21 protein-coding genes, 4 tRNA genes and 1 pseudogene are annotated in these 18,206 nt (G+C 64.8%); 14 read left to right on the forward strand and 12 right to left on the reverse strand.

All coding sequences use genetic code 11. The features are described from left to right. Positions 1 to 2 precede the first annotated feature (2 nt). Both SLQ31_RS11840 and SLQ31_RS11845 read right to left on the reverse strand, forming a co-directional pair. Positions 3 to 545: a GNAT family N-acetyltransferase gene (locus SLQ31_RS11840; protein ID WP_319432468.1), complete on the reverse strand. Its 543-nt coding sequence runs from the start codon at positions 543 to 545 to the stop codon at positions 3 to 5. Between the two features lie 24 nt (positions 546 to 569). Beyond that, positions 570 to 1,814 (reverse strand): N(5)-(carboxyethyl)ornithine synthase, encoded by a 1,245-nt coding sequence (locus SLQ31_RS11845; protein ID WP_319432470.1) that lies wholly within the window; start codon positions 1,812 to 1,814, stop codon positions 570 to 572. Between the two features lie 174 nt (positions 1,815 to 1,988). Here SLQ31_RS11845 and SLQ31_RS11850 point away from each other — a divergent pair, with 174 nt between their 5' ends. Next, positions 1,989 to 2,147 (forward strand): DUF6307 family protein, encoded by a 159-nt coding sequence (locus SLQ31_RS11850; RefSeq protein ID WP_319432472.1) that lies wholly within the window; start codon positions 1,989 to 1,991, stop codon positions 2,145 to 2,147. 222 nt (positions 2,148 to 2,369) lie between these two features. Here SLQ31_RS11850 and lysA read toward each other — a convergent pair whose 3' ends face one another. After that, complete coding sequence (gene lysA, locus SLQ31_RS11860; protein WP_319432476.1) at positions 2,370 to 3,752, reverse strand: diaminopimelate decarboxylase; 1,383 nt, start codon at positions 3,750 to 3,752, stop codon at positions 2,370 to 2,372. 146 nt (positions 3,753 to 3,898) lie between these two features. Next, positions 3,899 to 4,633 carry a Clp protease N-terminal domain-containing protein gene (locus SLQ31_RS11865; RefSeq protein ID WP_319432478.1) on the reverse strand — a complete coding sequence of 245 codons (735 nt, stop codon included), beginning with the start codon at positions 4,631 to 4,633 and terminating at the stop codon, positions 3,899 to 3,901. A gap of 122 nt (positions 4,634 to 4,755) precedes the next feature. Between SLQ31_RS11865 and SLQ31_RS11870 the strand changes: the two genes are divergently transcribed. Genes SLQ31_RS11870 through SLQ31_RS11880 form a run of 3 tightly spaced genes read left to right on the forward strand, consistent with a single transcriptional unit; the run spans position 4,756 to position 7,393 of the window. Next, positions 4,756 to 6,594: a long-chain fatty acid--CoA ligase gene (locus SLQ31_RS11870; RefSeq protein ID WP_319432480.1), complete on the forward strand. Its 1,839-nt coding sequence runs from the start codon at positions 4,756 to 4,758 to the stop codon at positions 6,592 to 6,594. A gap of 23 nt (positions 6,595 to 6,617) precedes the next feature. Then, positions 6,618 to 7,088, forward strand: a complete 471-nt coding sequence (locus SLQ31_RS11875) for a hypothetical protein (RefSeq protein WP_319432482.1) — start codon at positions 6,618 to 6,620, stop codon at positions 7,086 to 7,088. 11 nt (positions 7,089 to 7,099) lie between these two features. Then, complete coding sequence (locus SLQ31_RS11880; protein ID WP_319432484.1) at positions 7,100 to 7,393, forward strand: EF-Tu/IF-2/RF-3 family GTPase; 294 nt, start codon at positions 7,100 to 7,102, stop codon at positions 7,391 to 7,393. A 227-nt stretch (positions 7,394 to 7,620) separates the two neighbouring features. Here the strand turns inward: SLQ31_RS11880 and SLQ31_RS11885 are convergent, their stop codons facing one another. Further along, positions 7,621 to 8,754, reverse strand: a complete 1,134-nt coding sequence (locus SLQ31_RS11885) for a cytochrome P450 (protein ID WP_413641965.1) — start codon at positions 8,752 to 8,754, stop codon at positions 7,621 to 7,623. A 130-nt stretch (positions 8,755 to 8,884) separates the two neighbouring features. Between SLQ31_RS11885 and SLQ31_RS11890 the strand changes: the two genes are divergently transcribed. The 9 genes and pseudogenes from SLQ31_RS11890 to SLQ31_RS11930 all read left to right on the forward strand — a co-directional run bounded on the left by SLQ31_RS11890 (position 8,885) and on the right by SLQ31_RS11930 (position 15,494). After that, complete coding sequence (locus SLQ31_RS11890; RefSeq protein ID WP_319432488.1) at positions 8,885 to 9,388, forward strand: hypothetical protein; 504 nt, start codon at positions 8,885 to 8,887, stop codon at positions 9,386 to 9,388. 151 nt (positions 9,389 to 9,539) lie between these two features. Further along, complete coding sequence (locus SLQ31_RS11895; protein WP_319432490.1) at positions 9,540 to 10,142, forward strand: TetR/AcrR family transcriptional regulator; 603 nt, start codon at positions 9,540 to 9,542, stop codon at positions 10,140 to 10,142. 48 nt (positions 10,143 to 10,190) lie between these two features. After that, positions 10,191 to 11,027 (forward strand): hypothetical protein, encoded by an 837-nt coding sequence (locus SLQ31_RS11900; protein WP_319432492.1) that lies wholly within the window; start codon positions 10,191 to 10,193, stop codon positions 11,025 to 11,027. A gap of 241 nt (positions 11,028 to 11,268) precedes the next feature. Continuing rightward, a complete protein-coding gene (locus SLQ31_RS11905) occupies positions 11,269 to 11,586 on the forward strand; it encodes a hypothetical protein (protein WP_319432494.1) in 318 nt (105 codons plus the stop codon). A gap of 130 nt (positions 11,587 to 11,716) precedes the next feature. Next, positions 11,717 to 11,842, forward strand: a complete 126-nt coding sequence (locus SLQ31_RS11910; RefSeq protein WP_319432496.1) for a hypothetical protein — start codon at positions 11,717 to 11,719, stop codon at positions 11,840 to 11,842. 153 nt (positions 11,843 to 11,995) lie between these two features. Continuing rightward, entirely contained in the window at positions 11,996 to 12,700 is a 705-nt protein-coding gene (locus SLQ31_RS11915; protein ID WP_319432498.1) for a hypothetical protein, read from the forward strand. Positions 12,701 to 12,990: 290 nt separating this feature from the next. Continuing rightward, positions 12,991 to 13,446, forward strand: coding sequence for a DUF5407 family protein (locus SLQ31_RS11920; RefSeq protein ID WP_319432500.1), 456 nt, complete (start codon positions 12,991 to 12,993; stop codon positions 13,444 to 13,446). 781 nt (positions 13,447 to 14,227) lie between these two features. Further along, positions 14,228 to 15,084: pseudogene (locus SLQ31_RS11925) on the forward strand (IS110 family transposase); the annotation flags it as partial. A 50-nt stretch (positions 15,085 to 15,134) separates the two neighbouring features. Beyond that, positions 15,135 to 15,494, forward strand: coding sequence for a hypothetical protein (locus SLQ31_RS11930; RefSeq protein WP_319432501.1), 360 nt, complete (start codon positions 15,135 to 15,137; stop codon positions 15,492 to 15,494). 4 nt (positions 15,495 to 15,498) lie between these two features. Here SLQ31_RS11930 and SLQ31_RS11935 read toward each other — a convergent pair whose 3' ends face one another. The 6 genes from SLQ31_RS11935 to SLQ31_RS11960 all read right to left on the reverse strand — a co-directional run bounded on the left by SLQ31_RS11935 (position 15,499) and on the right by SLQ31_RS11960 (position 16,684). After that, the gene (locus SLQ31_RS11935) at positions 15,499 to 15,804 is read right to left on the reverse strand and encodes a hypothetical protein (RefSeq protein WP_319432503.1); all 306 of its coding nucleotides are present in this window, start codon (positions 15,802 to 15,804) and stop codon (positions 15,499 to 15,501) included. Next, entirely contained in the window at positions 15,801 to 15,977 is a 177-nt protein-coding gene (locus tag SLQ31_RS11940; RefSeq protein ID WP_319432504.1) for a hypothetical protein, read from the reverse strand. The genes SLQ31_RS11935 and SLQ31_RS11940 overlap by 4 nt, the downstream gene beginning before the upstream one ends. Continuing rightward, a complete protein-coding gene (locus SLQ31_RS11945) occupies positions 15,974 to 16,378 on the reverse strand; it encodes a hypothetical protein (RefSeq protein WP_319432506.1) in 405 nt (134 codons plus the stop codon). Before SLQ31_RS11945 ends, SLQ31_RS11940 begins: the two co-directional genes overlap by 4 nt. A gap of 45 nt (positions 16,379 to 16,423) precedes the next feature. Then, positions 16,424 to 16,498: transfer RNA gene (locus tag SLQ31_RS11950), tRNA-Val, on the reverse strand. A gap of 11 nt (positions 16,499 to 16,509) precedes the next feature. Continuing rightward, a tRNA-Cys gene (locus SLQ31_RS11955) sits at positions 16,510 to 16,583 on the reverse strand. Positions 16,584 to 16,611: 28 nt separating this feature from the next. After that, a tRNA-Gly gene (locus SLQ31_RS11960) sits at positions 16,612 to 16,684 on the reverse strand. Between the two features lie 170 nt (positions 16,685 to 16,854). Between SLQ31_RS11960 and SLQ31_RS11965 the strand changes: the two genes are divergently transcribed. Next, positions 16,855 to 16,929: transfer RNA gene (locus SLQ31_RS11965), tRNA-Val, on the forward strand. 228 nt (positions 16,930 to 17,157) lie between these two features. Here SLQ31_RS11965 and SLQ31_RS11970 read toward each other — a convergent pair. After that, positions 17,158 to 17,958 carry an RsiV family protein gene (locus SLQ31_RS11970; protein WP_319432508.1) on the reverse strand — a complete coding sequence of 267 codons (801 nt, stop codon included), beginning with the start codon at positions 17,956 to 17,958 and terminating at the stop codon, positions 17,158 to 17,160. Between the last annotated feature and the right edge of the window lie 248 nt (positions 17,959 to 18,206).

The raw sequence follows: 18,206 nt of genomic DNA on the forward strand, positions 1-18,206 counted from the left end.
GACTAGAGCGGCCGGACCATCACGAAGTCATGCTCGGTGTGCGCGCCGAGTGTGAACGTCTTGGTGCCGGCGATCGTGAAGCCGTTCTTGATGTAGAACCGTTGTGCCCGTTCGTTGTTTTGGTTCACCCCCAGCCAGAGGCAGTGGGCTCCGCTAGCTACGGCGCGGTCGACCGCGGCGGCCATGAGCGCCGCGGCGACACCCGAACCGTGACTGTCGGCCAGCACGTAGAGCTTGGACAGCTCGACCGCGGGCCGGATGGTCACCGCCGCAGCGACGTCGGTGTCGTCGCCGACGCCGTCGACGAGGATGGCGTAGCCCACGATTCGGCCTCCGTCGCGGGCGGCCAGCACGGTGCGCGACGGATCGGACAGGAAGTCGCCGAACCGCTCGGGGGACAGGTGGGCGGCGATGAAGGCCGCGACGTCGTCGGGTGGCACCGAGGGCGGACAGGCGAGCGGGAACGTGGCGGCGGCCAGTTCAGCGATCTCGTCGACGTCGCCAACGGCGGCGACGCCAACCACCTGCCGGTCGAATGAGTCCACCATCCCATCCTGCGGTGAGCCCCGCTATTTCACGGCCAACCCGCCCGAGGACTTTGACCCGAGGGTGCGGTGCCGGCCGACGCGAACAGCATGCGGATAGGACTCGTCGCGATGCTGGAACGACAGGATCTTGGGATTGAGCACGATCCCGTCGCGGATCTCGACGGCCCGAGAGATCGTCGGGCTCGTTTTCCACGCCTGCGGCCCGGCCAGCAGAACCTCGAGGTGTGGCAACAGCGCCTCGCTGTTCTCCCACGTCGCCGAGTTCCACAGGTAGGAGGGGCTGTGGTCGACGGCGTAGTAGTGCACGCCGTCGGCGACCTCGACGATCGGATGGGTGAATGAGGTCGGGCGCGCCCAACTGAAGCCCATGTCCACGTCGCACGAGACGTCGACGATCAGGCTGCCCGCAGCGAACTCGCCCAGTTCTTCTTCGGTGATGAAGATCAGCGGTGCGGTGGGATCCTGAAGTACGCAGTTGACGACGATGTCGTTGTCCGCGAGATAGCGGGCTACTGGGACCGGACCGTCCCCGGCGTCGGCCCAGACCTGGTCGGGCCGATCCGGGTGTTGACCCATCTGGATGATCTGGGTGGAGGGGATCGGCGAACCGACGGCGGCGACGTCACGGTTGGTCAGAACCCGGACATCGTCGACGCCGTGGGCGTTGAGCGCGGTGACGGCGCCGCGCGCGGTCGCGCCGAACCCGATGACGGCGGCCCGTAGCCGACGCCCGTAGCTGCCGGTGACTCCGACCAGTTGCATGGCGTGCAACACCGAGCAATAGCCGGCCAGCTCGTTGTTCTTGTGAAAGACGTGCAATCCGAACCCGCCGTCGGCCCGCCAGTGATTCATCGCCTCGAAGGCGATCAGCGTCAGCCTCCGGTCAATGGCGACCTGGGTGAGCGCGACATCTTGCACACAATGCGGCCATCCCAGAACGACTTGTCGCTCCTTGACTTCCGCGAGGTCCTCGGCCTGGACTTTGGGCAACAGAATGACGTCACAGTCGGCGAAGAGCTGCGCGCGGGTGCAGATGCCGCCGACGAGTTCGCGCAGCCCGTCATCCGTGGCGCCGAAGTCCGAGCCGTAGCCGTGCTCAAGGAATATCCGCGATCGGAGCGCAGGGTCGATCCTGCTCAAATGTGCGGGATGGATCGGCAATCGTCGCTCATTCTCCTTGCGGGAGTGAGCGAGAATTCCTAGCGAAAGCGGTTGTGCACTAATAGTTTTTGGGCCTTGCTCCAGGCGTGTTCGGGCCTGGTTCATCGTGGGGCCTTGGTGGCCCGATGCCCTGATCTTACGCCCACGTTGAGAGCCATTGAAAAACAAGGCGATTCATCCACGTGGGTGATCGTCATCCTCGGGGCGAGAATGGGCGTAGTGTCAGCAGTACCGGGCAGCTCGATTACGAGCGGACATGCTCGTCGAAAAAGGGAAACCATGGCTTCGCCAACAATCGTCCGTACGCCCTACCTCCATCGTGTTGAGCTGGTTACGGACATCATCAAGACTAATTCCAAGCTTGGCGACAAGGCTGCGGGCGAACTGGCCGTGCACATCCTGCACGAGCTCAATTCGATCCCCGAAAAGATCCGCTGAGCGGTCCAGCATGACCGTTTCAGTCACGCTGCCTGATGGCGAATGCGACGAGTACTCGCGATTCGGCGACTCGTATGTCAAGCACCACGACGGTTCGCTCGACGTTGTGAGACGTGGCGAAAGAAAGCCGCACCGGTACGAATCGGGGCAGTGGGCCGACGTGGCCGGCGACGAAAAGGCTTGGAAGAAACCCCGACTCTGGGGTTGATCAACACACTCGGATCAAAGGTGTTGGGGCCGAACAGGTTCACACATTCCGCTGGGCGAGGTGTTCACATCGCAGTCGCGGGTCAACAGGTCAGCGATGGTCTCGCGGCGGATGAGCTGGTGGCACCGGCCGTTGGCGATCGCGACCAGCGGCGGGCGGCCCACCATGTTGTAGCTCGACGCCATGCTGTGGTGGTAGGCGCCGGTACAGGCCACCGCCAGCAGGTCGCCGGGGTGGATGTCGGCAGGCAGCTGCACGTCACGGGCGATCACGTCGCCGGCCTCGCAGTGCCTGCCGACGACGGTCACCGTCGCGCTCGGCGTCGCGGTGTGCCGGTTGGCCAGCGTGACAGTGTATTTCGCGCCATAGAGGGCCACCCTTGGGTTGTCGCTCATGCCACCGTCGACGGCGACGAAGGTGCGCCCGCCGGGCTGTGACTTGACCGCGACCACCCGGTAGACGGTGATACCGGCGCGTGCGCTGATCGCCCTTCCGGGTTCGATCGTCAGCGCGGGCCGGGGGAAATTCGTGGCCGCACAGGCGGATTCAAGGCTGTGCTCGACGATCTCAGCGAAGCGGGTGAGGTCGAGTTCCTGATCGCCGGCGACGTAGGGCACCGCATGGCCGCCGCCGATATTGAGCTCAGGCAGGGCGACCCCGAACCGAGTCCGGATATCGGCCAGCAGAGCGATCATCCGCTCGATGGCCTGGCCGTAGAGGGCTGGGTCAGCGACCTGGGAGCCGATGTGGCAATGCAGGCCGGCCAGTGACAGGCACGGCTGGCGCAGGATGCGGCCGACGGCATCCAGGGCCTGGTCGCCGCCGATGGTGAAACCGAACTTCTGGTCGTCGACCCCGGTGGTGACCGCGGGGTGCCCGCCGATGTCGATGCCGGGAATGACGCGCAGCAGCACCGTTTGGCGCCGGCGCACCTGGCCGGCCAGGAACGCGATCTCCAGCGGGGAGTCGACGACCACCCTGCCGACACCGGCGGCCACCGCGTCGCGGAGTTCGTCGGGCGTTTTCGCGTTGCCGTGCAGGATGATTCGGGCCGGGTCAAGGCCGGCGGCTAGGGCGGTGGCCAGCTCGCCGCCCGAGCACACGTCGAGCCCGAGGCCTTCTTGCGCGACCCAGCGGGCGATGGCCGTGGTGAGCAGTGACTTGCCTGCGTAGGCGATCGAGACGCCGGGCAGCGCGGTCTGGTAGCGGCGGATCCGGCCGCGGAAGTCCTCTTCGTCCAGGACGTAGGTGGGGGTGCGGAATTCGTCGGCGACCTCGGTCAGCGGCACCCCACCAATGCAGACCTGACCGAGGTCGTCTATGTGTGTGGTCGAGGGCCATAGTCGCCGGTCGAGGCCCGCGTGGCCGAGGGAGGGTAGTAACTCGGAAAGCGTCATGACTCAATCGATACGCCGGCGCCCGCGCGGGGTGGGCTGTCTTGACGATGCCTTGACGGGCCGGCGCTCAATCTTGACGCCCCTGCGATTTCGGCGCGCTTTCGTTCGCCCAGCGGCGGTTTGCGCGCCGAAATCGCAGGGACGGCTCAGGATTCCTGGGTGGCTGTGATCGCGGCAAGGGTCTCGGCGATGTCGGACTCGGCGCGGGCCTTGTCGAAACCGAGCCGGTGCAGGGTGCCGTCGTCATCCTCGGCTTCCACCAGCGCCAGCAGCATGTGCTCGGTGCCGATGTAGTTGTGGCCCAGGCGAAGTGCTTCGCGGAAGGTCAGCTCCAGCGCCTTGCGCGCCTGGGCGTCGAACGGGATCAGGGCGGGCATTTCGGCGGCCGGCGGCGCCAGCGTGATGGCGGCGCGTACCGCGTCCTGGGTCAGCTGCTGGGCGCGCAGCAGTGGAGTGGCCAGGGCGGCGGGATCGGTGAGCAGACCCAGCAGAAGATGGTCGACGGTGATCTCGCCGTTGCCGGCCTTGTGGGCGGCGTTCTGGGCGGCGACGACCGCACCGCGGGCCCGGGGGGTGAAGCGGGAGAAGCCCTGGGCGGGGTCGAGGTCGACCGCGTTGAGGTTGGTCAGCTTGGGCACGAAGCGCTTCTGGGCCGCCTGTTTGGTGACGCCCATGCTCTTGCCGATGTCGGTCCAGGAGGCGCCCGAGCGGCGGGCCTGGTCGACGAAGTGGCCGATGAGGTGATCGGCGAGCTCGCCGAGGGCCTCGGCGGTCAACACGGCGTCGGTCAGCTGCTCGAGGGCGTCGGTGTGGACGTGCTTGATGGCGTCGATGAGGTCGTCGAGGCGAACGGGGTAGGCGATGCGGGCTTGCTCTTCCATGCGTCAACCGTAGGTTGACGATCTGAATTCGTCAACCATGAGTTGACGGGCCCAGCCGTGGCGCGCCGCCCGCTTCCCGATTTGCTACCGGCATTGCGGCGAAAGTCCATAAACTCGGCGCCATGGCAGGCCTGCGTAAATCCCAAGAGCAGCCGGACCTGAGCAAGATCGACAACCGGGCGGCGTCAGTTCCCCGGATGTTCCTTGATCGGGTCGCGGCTACGCCCACCAGCGAAGCGTTTCGCTATCCCGACAACGACGGCTGGACCAGTGTCAACTGGCAGCAGGTCGGAGATCGCGTCGAGCTGATCGCCGCCGGGTTGGTGTCGCTGGGGATCAATCCCGAGGACCGGGTCGCGCTGGCATCGGGAACCCGCTACGAGTGGGTGGTCGTCGACTTCGGCATCCTGGCGGCCGGGGCGGCCACCACAACGGTCTATCCGAGCACCAACGCCGAGGACACCGCGTTCATCGTCGCCAACTCCGGTAGCCGGATTGTGGTGGCGGAGAACCAGTCCCAGGTGGACAAGCTGGTCGCCAACCGCAGCGAGCTGCCGGCCGTCGAGAAGGTGGTGATCATCGACGGCACGAGCGACGACGACTGGGTGATCACCCTCGAGGATCTCGAACAACTCGGCAAGCAGCTGCTGGCCGACAATGCCGCCGCGGTGACCGAGCGGATCGAGGCGATCCCGCCCGGTCAACTGGCCACGTTGATCTACACCTCCGGCACCACCGGCAAGCCCAAGGGTGTGCGGCTCAACCACGAGGCCTGGACCTACACTGCGGCCGCACTGCAATCCCTGCATGTGCTGTCGGACAAGGACCTCAACTACCTCTGGCTGCCGTTGGCCCACTCGTTCGGCAAGGTGATGCTGGCGATGCCGTTGGTGATGGGCTTCCCGACGGTCATCGACGGCCGGGTCGACAAGATCGTCGAGAACCTGGCGATCATCAAGCCGACGTTCATGGGCGCGGTGCCGCGCATCTTCGAAAAGGTGCACGGCCGGATCAACGAGACGGTCGCCGAAGAGGGCGGCTTCAAGAAGAGTCTCTTCGACTGGGCCATCGATGTGGGCTTGCGGGTATCCCGCGCCAACCAGGCCGGCCACCGGATCGGCGCGGGGCTGGCATTGCAGCGCGCGATCGCCGACCGGCTGGTGTTCTCCACCATTCGCCAGCGGTTCGGCGGACGGCTGCGCTTCTTCATCTCGGGATCGGCGGCGCTGGACCGCGACGTCGCCCAGTGGTTCGACGCGGTGGGCACCGTGGTTCTGGAGGGGTACGGGCTGACCGAGACGTCGGCGGCGTCGACGCTGAATCGGCCGGAGGCCTACCGGTTCGGCACGGTGGGCTGGACGTTGCCCGAGACCGACGTCAAGATCGCCGACGACGGCGAGGTACTGCTCAAGGGTCCGGGTGTGATGAGCGGGTATCACGACCTGCCCGAGGCCACCGCTGAATCCATCAGCAGTGACGGCTGGTTCCACACCGGCGACATCGGTGAGCTCGACGCCGAGGGATACCTGCGGATCACCGACCGCAAGAAGGACATGTTCAAGACCTCGCAGGGCAAGTATGTGGCGCCCTCGGCGATCTCGGCGTCGTTCAAGGGGCTGTGCCCGTTCGCCAGCGAGATCATCGTCTACGGCGAAGGCAAGCCGTACTGTGTCGCTCTGGTCAGCTTGGACGGGGAATCGATCCGGGAATGGGCTGATCGAAATGGCTTGGAAGGCAAGCCGTTCGATGAGGTCGCACGCGATGAAAAGACCAAGAAGATGGTCGAGGGCTACGTGGAGACCCTCAACAAGCATCTTAACCGCTGGGAGCAGGTGAAGCGGATCGCGATCATCGACCGTGAATTGACAGTCGAGGCAGGCGATTTGACGCCGAGCCTGAAACTCAAGCGCAAGTCTGTCGTGGAGAACTTCCACGACAACATCGACGAGCTGTACGGGTAATCGTGCGTCGTTGCGGCGCCCCGATGGTGATGGTGGCTGCCGCGGTGGCATTCTCGGCGCCCGCGCATGCCGATGCTCCCGTCCCGCAGGCGGGCGCGCCGTGCCCGCAGGAATTCAGCGACGTGATGACGCAACTGCCCGGCGGCGCGGACTTCCTGGTGTGCCAGGCCGTACCGGATCAGCCGGGCAGGTGGGCGCCGGTTGTGACGCCGTTCGATCCGAGCAGCCGGTGGCTGAGCTATGGCCCGGAGATCACCTTGCACGGTCAGGGTTTTCGCAACCCCAACCTGCGCTCGGGGCGGTGGACGGCCACCCCGCTGGATCCGGACACGGTGTGCGCGGCCGATCAGGTCACTGTGGTGAGCGCGGGAGTGCTTGCGCCCCTGGTGCATTCGCAGGGTCAGCCGGCCCAGCCGCTGCAACTGGACGTGCTGCCCAAGCTGTTCACGATTGTGCTCAGCGGTAACTGTCTGTGGTCCGAGGAGAGCGGGTAGCGTTACCGCACATGTTTCGTCTGACGGTCCAGGACGTGTTCTTCATCAAGGGTCGCGGCCTGGTCGCGACGGGTCACGTCGAGGCCGGGGAGGTCCGGGTCGGCGACGAGGTGCGGATCAACGGTGCGCGCGCCGTCCAGGTCGAGGCGATCGAACGCTTCCGCAAGAAGCTGGACTCGGCGGCGGCCGGGGACAACGTCGGGCTGCTGTTCTCCGGTCTTGATCGCACGGACCTTGCGTCGGGCGATGTGCTGACGTCAGGTGCCGGCGAGCCGGCGTCGGGCGGCGTCGAGGTGAGCTTGTAGCGATTCGTCAAGTGGTCCCCAGGGGCGGGGGGCCGGTGGCCCAAGGGGGTGGCCACTTCGCGTAACCCACCCCTGGAGACCCGCTTGTGACGGTCAGGCTTCGGCTTGATTGATCACCGGGACCCCGACCGGTCGAAATTTTCGCAGCTCCGTCAAAAATGTACGACAAACCGCGTCGGCGGGAAGCCGACTTCGAAAGAAAAATTGACGAATAAGTAAGTCGAGCTCTACCAGGTCACCGGCAGTGCGACCAGGCCGTGGGACAGGGAATGGAAACCGGCCGTCATCGTCGCGGGGTCAGCGCTGAGCTGCAGGGTCGGGAACCGGGGAATGAGCTGGGAGTAGACGGTCTTGAGTTCCAGGCGCGCCAGGGCAGCGCCGACGCAGTAATGCAGGCCGTAGCCGAATCCGACGTGGGCCGCACCGGTGCGGGTGAGGTCGAGGCGGTCGGGGTTGGCGAAGAACTCCGGGTCGTGATTGGCCGCGCCGGGATCCAGCAGGACGAGGTCGCCGGCCCGGATCGTCACACCGTCGGCGTCGATGTCGGCCCGTGCGTACCGGGGGACGCCGACGCCACCGGTCATGCCGGCGCGCAGGATTTCCTCGGCGGCCTTGGGGATCAAGTCGGGGTCGGCGAGCAGGGCTTGCCACTGCTCGGGGTTGGTGAGCAGCAGCAGTGAGCCCACCCAGATCTGCGTCACCGTGGTCTCGTGTCCGGCGAACAGCAGTTGCATCGCCAGGGTGGCGATCTCGAAATCGGCGAGGTCGGGTTCGTCGCACAGCCGGGAGATGACGTCGTCGTCGGGGTTCGCGCGCTTGGCGGTGACCAGTTCCATGCCATAGCCGAGCAGCTTTTCGAGGCCCTTCAGCGAGACGTCGTCGTCCGGGGAGAACGCGGCGTCATCGACCCAACTCCGGAAGCGGTCCCGGTCCTCGTAGGGCACACCGAGCAGATCGCAGATCACCAGGATGGGTAGCGGCTGAGCCAGGCTCGTCAACAAGTCGGCCGGCGATCCCTGGCGTTCGATGTCGTCGAGCAGCGCGGTGCACAGGCCCTCGACTTTCGGCTGCAGGGTGCGCATGTGCCGGGGGCCGAAGTGTGGCTGCAGGAGCTGGCGCATCCGGGCGTGGTCGGTGGGCTCGGAGTCGAAATCGCCGATCGGGCCGCCGAATAACGCCGAGGTCCGGCTGCGCGGCGCGTTCGCGGGGTCGCGGTGGGTGCGGCCCAGGCGTTCGTCGTCCATCAGCCGGCGCACCAAGGTGTAGCCGGTGACTAGCCAGGCCTCGTCGCCGACGGCGGTCAGGACTTTGTGGATCGGCCCTGCGCCCTGCAGGGCGAGCAGTTGGTCGGGGGAGTGCAAGGGATGACTCTGGAGGAACGGCAGCTGGGCGGTGGCGGCGGTCACGCTTGGCACGGTACGACGCGGCGGGTGCGCGGTGGGGGAGTTCTGGGACTATTGGTCTTGTTTAAGTCGCCCCTAGTATCGAGCCGTGGCTCACAGGGATCGTCGCAACATGATGGTGATGACGGGTATCGCCGCGCTTGCGATCGCAGTGTCAGTTCCCTCAACTGCATCTGCCGACTCTCCGTCGTGGAACGGCGAGTATGCGATCACGTTCATCGTTGGTCCAAAATCCGGAACGAGCATGGCGGCCGGGCAGCCCGAGCAGCAGCACACCGAGAACTACGGATTCCAATCGAGCTGTACCAGCGGGACGTGCACCGCCACCATCACAAGCGGTCCTGCGCCGACCAATCCGACTGTCCCGCAGCCTGTTCGGTTCACCTGGGATGGTTCGTCGTGGACGCAAACCAGCGATTTCCAATGGGACTGCATGATGCCCGACGGGACGGTCCAATGGAGTCCGGCGCGAGCCGACGTGCGGTACACGCCGCAACCCGATGGGACTCTTTCGGGCACCATGCACACCCAGATCTCGAGCGGCGCGTGCCAGGGCACCGTCGAGATGAACGTGACGGCCGAGCGGGTCTAGGGTTCCTGGCTTCTGTGGCGTAGCCAACGTCATCACAAGTGGTCCCCGGCGAGTCGAGCTGGTTAATATCCTTCGCGTCAATACTTTGCTAACTTCCATGCGGAAACATTGCGCGCCGATCCACCCCATTGGCACAGACCTGGGAGGCTTCGTGACCGAGTTGGACCGCGACGCGATCGTGGACACCGCACTCGACCTCTTCGTCAGCCAGGGATACGGAGCGACAACCTTGGCCGATATCGCGTCGGCAACTGGCGTCGAGCTCGATGCTCTGGCCGCAGCGTTCCCGAACAATGAGTCCTTCGTGTTCGCCGTCGTCGACGACATGCTTGCCACCGTCTTCGACGAACTCGGCGCGGCGCCGCGGACGGGAGATCTCGTGCAGACCCTGCGCTGCGCCCACCAGACGGTGTTGAGCCGGACGATCGCCGGTGAAGGGCCGGTACCGTTGCGACGGATGAAGCAGATGGGCATCGTTGCGATGAAGTATTCCGTTGTGGCGCAGATGATCTCGGATCGGCGCAAGAGGATGTTGCGGCTCACGCTCGCTCAGCAGCGAGGTGTTGGCGAGGATGACCCGGAGGTCAAGAAGGCGGTGACGGTGTGGTCGGCAGTGGTGGCGGCCACCTACGCCGCGGGCATCGATGCCGACATCGGTGCGGCCCCGCAGGCCGACCTGATCCGGACGGATCGCATGGGTGGGCGGCTGGATCGCACGTTCACTCAAGTCACTGGAAAAGGCACAGCTGACTGATGTAGGCGGTTACGCTCGGCGAATTCTTGCTGCTGAGGGAGGATTTCCGTGGCCAAGTTGACCGGGGTTGTAGTGGGTGCGATCGCGGCCGGCGTGCTGGCCACCGCGGGGGTGGGATCGACCCCAACCGCGCAGGCGACCTGCGCGTCGTTCTTCGGGCTCGGTAATAGCGCGTCCTGCACGAGCAATCCGACGAGTTTCGCGATCGCGATCGGCGTTGGCGCCCAAGCACATGCGGACGGACTCTTCGGGACCGCCTTCGCGGTGGGTGCCCAAGCCGCCGCCTACACAGCCGGAGTCCTGACGTTCGCGACGGCGGTGGGCGACCACTCGGCTGCCGCGAGCGCCGGGATCGTCGGGATGGCCACGCAATTGGGTCCCAACGGATATGCCGCCACGAACGGGTTGAACGGTGGTACCAACAACCCGGGCTTCAATTTCGCACTCAATGTCTCGCTGGGTACCACGGCCGCCATCGGCAGTGTGGTGTTGGCCTCGGGATTCGGCAACGCTGCGGTCAACCTCTTCGGCGACGGAACGACGTCCAACGGTCACTATGTCGAACTGAACGGCAACCTCAATGCCGGCGTGAATGTCGGGGGGATCGACAACAGAGTCGTGGCGCAGGGCTCCTTCAACGGTGCGTTCGGCATCCTCGGCAAGCACAACGTCGTGGTGGCCGACCCCGGGCCGTTCGCGATCGCGGGGTCGATCCTGCAGTCCGGTCAGACGATCAAGAAGCAGGGCCCCGGCATCAACATCAACGGCTTCGCCGCCGGGGGAGCGGCCGCGGTGGGGCCACAGAAAACGGCAGTGCGGCACGCGAACACGTCACCTGCCGCGCATCCGGTAGCGCACTCGACCCGGCTTGGGAAGAAAAGTTAGTCCGTGGTTGCTGCGACGGCAGTGCGACGCCGCTAGGACGTTGTTCCCGGTTCTGCCGACATTACTGGCGTAGTCGGCCGAGCTGCGGGGTTCGATTTCCTGAAACTATTTTACGTTCCTCGCTAAGGCTGAACTGGCCAAAGATGAACTCATCAGCAGCGATGCGCCTGAAGTTATCTCCGACAATCCGTCAGCCGCATATGTTTGCGCCACTTGATCCCCTCGCTGTTGCACTCTAACCGTGTCTGTTGCTGACACCTGTTCTCCCGTAGCGCCTTTCATCGCATCCAACTTGTTCTGGACCGACTGCGGTGCTGTATTCGGCCTGCCGGTCTTGGAGGTGCTGGTGGAGGTGCTGTTCGCGGAGGTTGACGTGGACGTCGTACTGGGTCCCTTCGAGGTGGTGGAGGAGCTTCCGGCAGAGGAGGCGCTAGTTGAAGAGGTGGTGCTGGTGTCGGCGGAGGCGGGCGCCGCAACGGCGAGGACTGTGCCGCCGGCAGCGGCGAGCCCGAAGGCTACGAGGGCGGCGGCTCCGGCGAGACGGGTCCTGATCATGTGATGTCCTTTCTTCGGGGCCAAGTGGCTGGCTGAAGAAAGGATCAGGCTTGGACCTCAACGGAACCTCAACTCGCCTCGGCCCGCCACCCCGAAGGATGGCGGGCGTCTGAGTCGCGGGCTACCGTCGAGCCATGGTCGGCGACCTGCGCGAGTTGCCGTGGCTCGCACATGGGCGCCGGGTCTGCAATGAGACGTTCTTCTGGCCGCCGACCGTTCCGTTGTGTTCGGTGCTGGCCGGCGCTGCGCGGGTGCGCTGAAATGCTCGTCTACCTGCGGCAACCGGCCCGCCTACATCATTTGCACTACATGCGCGTGCAGGAAACGCATCTTTCGCCCGACGCCCAGGTATGCCCCGCGGCCATAGCGTTATGTCACGCCCGGAGAAACCGGCCAGAACCGAAAGGCCCGAAATGACCGCCATCAGCACCATCAAGAGCCTCGCAGCCTCCGGCGCGATCCTCGCCGGGCTGGGCCTCGCTGCGGTTGGCCTGGGGGCCGGCACCGCTTCTGCTGATGACACGTCATCGGGAACGCCCTCAAAGTCAGATTCCTCAACTCCCACGTCTTCGGGTTCGACGACCACCGGAGCGGGCAGCGGCCAAGAACCCGCCGACAACCCAACCACTTCTGCCACAACCTCCGGCACCTCGAAAACCAGCCGCCCGACTGTCAAAATCGGCGACGCGCCATCAGAGAGCGTCGGCAGCGGCCAGGAGCCCTCCGACGGGCGCACCTCGACCAGCGGCTACCCGGCGGTCGAAGTCGGCTCCTCGCCCAACGAGAGCGTGGGTGTCCGCGAAACGTACGAAGCGCAGGTGGCGCAGCTGGAAGGCCTCAGCAAGCAGCTCGATGAAAACAGCCAGCAGTTAAGGGATTTAGCAGACCAGAAGCGAGCGCTTGACAACCGGACTGACTGGACTGACCGCGAAGCAATGTTCGAGGAAACGCAGCGCCTAGACGACCAAATCGTTGTAGCCAAAGACCTCAACGACAAGCTCTCAGACGAACTCAAGGCCAAAAACCTCTACCTACAACAGATCACCGACACTATGACCCAGCTGCAGAGGGCGCTTAACGAGACTGTGGAGTCCACCGCGCGCGGTGGACGGGGTTAGGTCCGCGCCCCAGCCATTCCCTCGGGTGCCAGTTCGTTGAGGTCGGCACGTTGGGCCAAACACAACGCACAAGACAACAAAAAATATCGGCCCGCCACCTCGAAGGATGGCGGGGGTGACCCAAGACCACGCCCAAGGGGAGGCCCGCTGGGTTTCTCCCATTCTGTACGGGTTAGGGACGTGTCGGTTACGGGGCAAACCGGATAGCGGCATTGAGGTTTCGTTGAGGTCCGCGCTCGATCCTTTTATCAACAGCCCAACCAGGGCCTCCGAGGAAAGGAACTCAAGCCATGACCGCAATCACCAGCATCAAGAATCTCGCGGCATCGGCCGCCATCGCCGGCGCCCTGAGTGTGGCGGGCCTTGGCCTAGCCAACGGGATCGCGGCGGCAGACCCGGCAGACCACGCGGGGTCGGGAACGTCCTCGTCGCAGGGCACCTCGGCTAAGTCCTCGTCGCCCGCCGCGGGTGCCACGTCCGCCGGTCCGACCTCCACAGTGGGCTCAACACCCACGTCGAGCGTCGACAGCCGCGCGGCCTTAAGCTCCGCGATCTCTAAGCAGGGGGCGGCGGTGAAGGCGAAGTTAGGTGCACTCCAAAGCAACGGCGAGGACTTGACCGTTACCGACATGTTCGAAACGCAGATGCTGATGAACAAGTTGTCACAGCTGTCAGAAATGTCATCTGGAGTTGTTTCAGCCATGGATCAGGCCACGATGTCACGGGCTAGGGCAGTGAAGGGGTAATCGACGGCCCGACATCCGAGACGGTGGAAAACCAACACCACACAACCAAAAGTATTCAGGGTGTTCGGACCCTTCGGCCACGGGCTGCTGCCATCCTCAGCCGATGATGCAATGCCCGGCGTACTTGTGGAGTACTGGCTCGGTGGTGGTCATCACGCCATCCACCCGTCGAGCTATAGAGGATGTGGATGCCAGAGAAGGTGGCCTGAGCGATGGAGCTACATCTGCAATCTGGCAGCGCTTCGGTAACGATTGGCCGCGGAACTAAACGCGGCGGAATTTGCGTGTACAACGGGTATTACCTGCCGACATCCCCCCGTCGGAAAGGACGCCCGCCAAGGTGGCCGCCGGAATCATCCCCCCGTTTCCGACGGCCAGGCGGGCGGTTCAATTTTGCTGCGTGGCAGGCGTCCGCCGTCGGTCGCGCCGTTGTGAGTCACCGACCACGCACTGCATTGCACCGAATCCATCATTCGCGACTGCTCGCTGCCCGGGCGTAGCAATCCTCCACGTTGTGTTGCACGACGCGTGTTTTCTTGGGGTCCGCAGTGGGTCACGCCAGTAGTTGTTCCAGGAGTTCTCCCGGCTGACTTCTTTGACCTGGTGCCGCCTCATTGTGGGGCTGGCTCATGAATCTATTGTCACGGGCGCCTGGGGCACGTTGTTGCCTGAAGTCTGGCTACTTGGACGCTTGCCGCCCAACAGGTTTGGGTCTGGCTGATATGGAGGCATGCCGACAACAGGTAGTTCGGTCGAGGGCTCCTGCTGGGGACGTACGCAGATGGATGCGGTTGTGGTTATTGGCGTCGACGCCCACAAGAACACCCACACCCTGGTCGGGGTAGATGGACGCGGGCGCAAGCTGGCCCAGAAGACTGTCGCCACAACCAGCGAAGCCCATGGCCAGGCGATGCGTTGCGCGCGTAGCCGATTCGGCACTGATGTGGTGTGGGGTGTGGAGGATTGCCGGGGTTTGACCGCACGTTTGGAGCGCGATCTTCTAGCAGCCGGGAACCAAGTGGTCAGGGTCGCCCCGCATCTGATGAGCCGGGTGCGGGCCTCATCACGGGAACGCGGGAAGTCCGACCCGATCGATGCGCCGGCGGTGGCACGGGTGGTGCTGCGGGAACCCGAGTTACCGGTGGCATCTCATGACCCTGTCTCGATGGAGCTGCGGCTGTTGGTGGATCGCCGCGAAGACTTAGTCAGGCAGCGAGTCGCGACCACCAACCGCCTCTTGGATCGCGTCCATCAACTCGATTCTCGCTGGGCCAAACCGATCAACTGGGAATGTAAGGAACCGCGAAAATCGTTGCAGGACTGGCTGGATACCCAGGAGGGTCTACTCGCGGAACTCGCCCGCGACGAGTTGGACGACTCACGGACGAGGCCGAAGTACTGGCCCGCCGCATCGGCGAACGCATCCGCGAGGCCGCCCCAGCTCTGCTCGCCCTGCAAGGCTGCGGGGACCTGACCGCCGCCAAGATCGTCGCCGAAGTCGCCGGCGTCCAGCGATTCAAAAGCGAAGCCGCCTTCGCCCGCCACATAGGAGTGGCTCCCATTCCGCACTGGTCAGGCGAGACCGACAGGCCATTGCGGGCAGTCAGCGGCATTGAGGTTTCGTTGAGGTCCGCGCTCGATCCTTTTCTCAACCGCCCCACCAGGTGGCTTCGAGAAAAGGAACTCACATGACCAAGACCCGCATCGCCAGCACCGCCGCCCTCTTCACCTTCGGGCTTGCCGCCCTCAGCGGGATTGCCCTTGCCGTTGCGGCACCGGGCAACGCCGATACCGGCGCGTCGTCCTCGTCTGGTAGCTCGTCCACATCCTCGTCGTCCACGTCGGGCACCAAGTCGGATACAAAGACCGCCACCAAGTCGGGTACGCCCAGCCCTAGCGCCGGTCCGACCTCCAAACTGGGTTCCGCACCAACGTCGGGCGTCAGGAGCACAGGTGGCGCACTGACATCCTTGGGACCCGACGACTGGGAGATGCGATCGGATGCCTTCCCTGGGGCGCTGTCCGAAGACTTCGGTCATCGTCAATGACCCACTACCCGGCAAAGCAACGCCTCCACATCGCAACCCTTCGCGGCGAGGCTCTAGCTCCGTCGAAGCCTTGTTTGCAGTCCTTGCAACGGCCGATGCCGCCGAGGTAGTCGAGCTGGGCTTCACACTCCCTGACCCAGAAATTGAAGTGGTAGGTGCAGATCGTGCGCCGTTTGCAGCCGTGCATATTGATCCACCACCGCGCGGGGTGCTTGCAACCTTTGTCTCGAAATCCGCAGGGAACCTTCTCCTGCCATGCGGCGATGACCTCATCGAACGCAGTCGTGTTCGTGTTGGCGTTGGTGGTCATCGGCCAGCCCAACGCGCAATCGCGGCGTCGCCGACCTCGGCGTGGAGCTGGTCCAGGCTGACGCCGACCCGTTCCAGGATTTCGTCGAGCGGGACGCCGCGCCTGAGCACCTCGTCCATGAGCTCGACCGTGGACAGGTCGGCCAGTGTGGTGTGGGCCTGCGCGGCGGTCATCGCTTGACCCCTGCCCACTGGTCGGCGAGATCGGCGGCCCGGATAATCGATGCAGCGAGAGCCCGGGCGTCTTCGGGGTGGTAGTCGCTGTTGGCGAGATAGACCAGTGCCGCGTCGTCGGGATCGTCTTCCCCGTCGGCGATGGTGCCGTCCTCGAATTGCACGACGACCACCCGGATGTCGAGGCCGCTGTCAGGTTCGAACGGCTTGGACCACACGAGGCGGTATACCGGCTTGCCCTTCTCGGCCGGCTGCCAGTCGTCGGCGTCGGCGGGCTCGGCGCCTACCGGCGGTGCGACATCAGGGGAGTGGTGGTTGTGGCGGCCATGGCTAGCTACCTCTCGTTTCGACGAATCGATCCGAGATACCCACCCCGACGATCTGGCACGTATTTGGCACAAGCGCCGGTCGGAGACTTAGAAACATACTCTGAACTGCAATAACACTGGTGCGCGATACTGGGATTGAACCAGTGACCTCTTCCGTGTCAGGGAAGCGCTCTCCCGCTGAGCTAATCGCGCTGGGCACATCTTGGAGGTGGAGACGGGAATCGAACCCGTGTGCACGGCTTTGCAGGCCGTTGCCTCACCACTCGGCCACTCCACCGTAGGGTCTGATGCCACTTGCACCTTCGAGCGGACGACGGGATTCGAACCCGCGACCCCAACCTTGGCAAGGTTGTGCGCTACCAACTGCGCCACGTCCGCGCGCCACGGATGAGATCGTCACCCGGTGCGAAGGACGACAATAGTCGACGCAACCGAAGCCACACAAATCCCGTGGGTCACGCACTGCGACGAGCGCATTCCGGCCGGACGGCGGCGTCATGCTAATGTTCCGGTCGGCGAGGTCGCCACCGTAACGGTGTGTGCGCCACGGTCTCGTAGCTCAGTGGGAGAGCGTCCGCCTCACACGCGGAAGGTCGCTGGTTCGATACCAGCCGGGACCACCATGTAGGGCCCAACGCAGAGGGCACACCTATGGTGTGCGGCACCGCGGCCAGCGCGGGCGCAAAGCAGCCCAACTTCGGTCATCGTTAATTAAACGAGTATGAATCGGCGTCGACAAGACGTAACGAATTTCGTTGAGGCGCGACGTAGCTTAAATATGACGTAGCTCAAATCTTCTGTCCCACAACCGTAACGGGTACGAGCAAGTGCTGGCGAGAACCGCCGCGGTGTTAGGCGATCATCGGATCGATCGCAGCCCGGGGTACCAGCACGTGCAGCGCCCCGGCTGAGGCGGGCAACAACACGCCCTGGTCGAAGAAGAAGATCACCCCGTCATTGACCACCGCGAAATTCTGATAGTTGGCCGGGTTGTACAGCGCGGCTGGCGCGAACGGCAACGGCGGCGGCGGAGGTGGCGGCGTGGTGGTCGGTGTGGTCGTAACCGGCTGTCCGGGTTGTGCAGGCGGCGCGGCCGGCGGCGGGGGTGGTGGTGCGAGCTGCTGCTGCAGGTCGGACTGGACGATGGGCGCGACGGTCTTCAGCGGATCGTCCACCCGCCACAGCGGCGCATGTTCCTTGTCGTCGGGTGCGGCGGTGTAGGTGATTGCCTTGCGGTAGCTCTGGTCCCAGTTGAACGCTTTGTACGTCGTCTGCGGCTGGGCGCCGCCGACGTTTTGGGTCACCGTGAACACCACGGCCTGCGTGCCGCGCGGCGGGACCGCCGAGTTGTACTCCGTCGGCTTGATTTTCAACTCGTACGGCGTGCTGTGGGGCGCGCCGGACTTGGCTGTGTTGAGGAACGCATCACGCGTCTGGGAGATGTAGTCGGCGACCGACTTCTGGTCGGGGTAATCCAGCGGGATGCTGATGTCGACGCTGTACCCGGGGTCGGAGAGCTGGATCTCACAGGTGCTGCCGGTATTGCCGCCCTTGAGGTCGGCGCAGTAATCCTTTGGGGCCGCCGCTGCCAGCCCGGACGAAACGGACATGGCGGCAAACGTGACGACCACTGCCACGCTGAAAGAACGCATGGGTAAAACCTCCAAGCACATGCGGCACGCGGCCGCGACCAACGAGCATCGGGCACCACGCCAGCAAAGCGCCCCGACGGCATTGGCGCTCTATAGCTTAGTAGAGGTGGGGGCGCGGACGTCGCGCCCCTCGACCTCGGTTACGACCTCAAATGGCCGCGTGGGTGTCCTGCCGACCCCGCGCGGCGCCCACGGATATCCGCGATGACGCTCCGACCCCCATGGATCTGCGGTCGCCTGGCCTGGCG

The organism is Mycobacterium sp. RTGN5, from assembly GCF_033804465.1.
Lineage (GTDB): Bacteria > Actinomycetota > Actinomycetes > Mycobacteriales > Mycobacteriaceae > Mycobacterium.

Coding starts and splice junctions, on each gene's coding strand:
- SLQ31_RS11870 (WP_319432480.1), top strand. CDS start 4,756: ATGGCAGGCCTGCGTAAATCCCAAGAGCAGCCGGACCTGAGCAAGATC.
- lysA (WP_319432476.1), bottom strand. CDS start 3,752: ATGACGCTTTCCGAGTTACTACCCTCCCTCGGCCACGCGGGCCTCGAC.
- SLQ31_RS11920 (WP_319432500.1), top strand. CDS start 12,991: ATGACCGCAATCACCAGCATCAAGAATCTCGCGGCATCGGCCGCCATC.
- SLQ31_RS11875 (WP_319432482.1), top strand. CDS start 6,618: ATGGTGATGGTGGCTGCCGCGGTGGCATTCTCGGCGCCCGCGCATGCC.
- SLQ31_RS11910 (WP_319432496.1), top strand. CDS start 11,717: ATGGTCGGCGACCTGCGCGAGTTGCCGTGGCTCGCACATGGGCGCCGG.
- SLQ31_RS11865 (WP_319432478.1), bottom strand. CDS start 4,633: ATGGAAGAGCAAGCCCGCATCGCCTACCCCGTTCGCCTCGACGACCTC.
- SLQ31_RS11845 (WP_319432470.1), bottom strand. CDS start 1,814: ATGAACCAGGCCCGAACACGCCTGGAGCAAGGCCCAAAAACTATTAGT.
- SLQ31_RS11935 (WP_319432503.1), bottom strand. CDS start 15,804: ATGACCACCAACGCCAACACGAACACGACTGCGTTCGATGAGGTCATC.
- SLQ31_RS11940 (WP_319432504.1), bottom strand. CDS start 15,977: ATGACCGCCGCGCAGGCCCACACCACACTGGCCGACCTGTCCACGGTC.
- SLQ31_RS11880 (WP_319432484.1), top strand. CDS start 7,100: ATGTTTCGTCTGACGGTCCAGGACGTGTTCTTCATCAAGGGTCGCGGC.
- SLQ31_RS11970 (WP_319432508.1), bottom strand. CDS start 17,958: ATGCGTTCTTTCAGCGTGGCAGTGGTCGTCACGTTTGCCGCCATGTCC.
- SLQ31_RS11850 (WP_319432472.1), top strand. CDS start 1,989: ATGGCTTCGCCAACAATCGTCCGTACGCCCTACCTCCATCGTGTTGAG.
- SLQ31_RS11930 (WP_319432501.1), top strand. CDS start 15,135: ATGACCAAGACCCGCATCGCCAGCACCGCCGCCCTCTTCACCTTCGGG.
- SLQ31_RS11915 (WP_319432498.1), top strand. CDS start 11,996: ATGACCGCCATCAGCACCATCAAGAGCCTCGCAGCCTCCGGCGCGATC.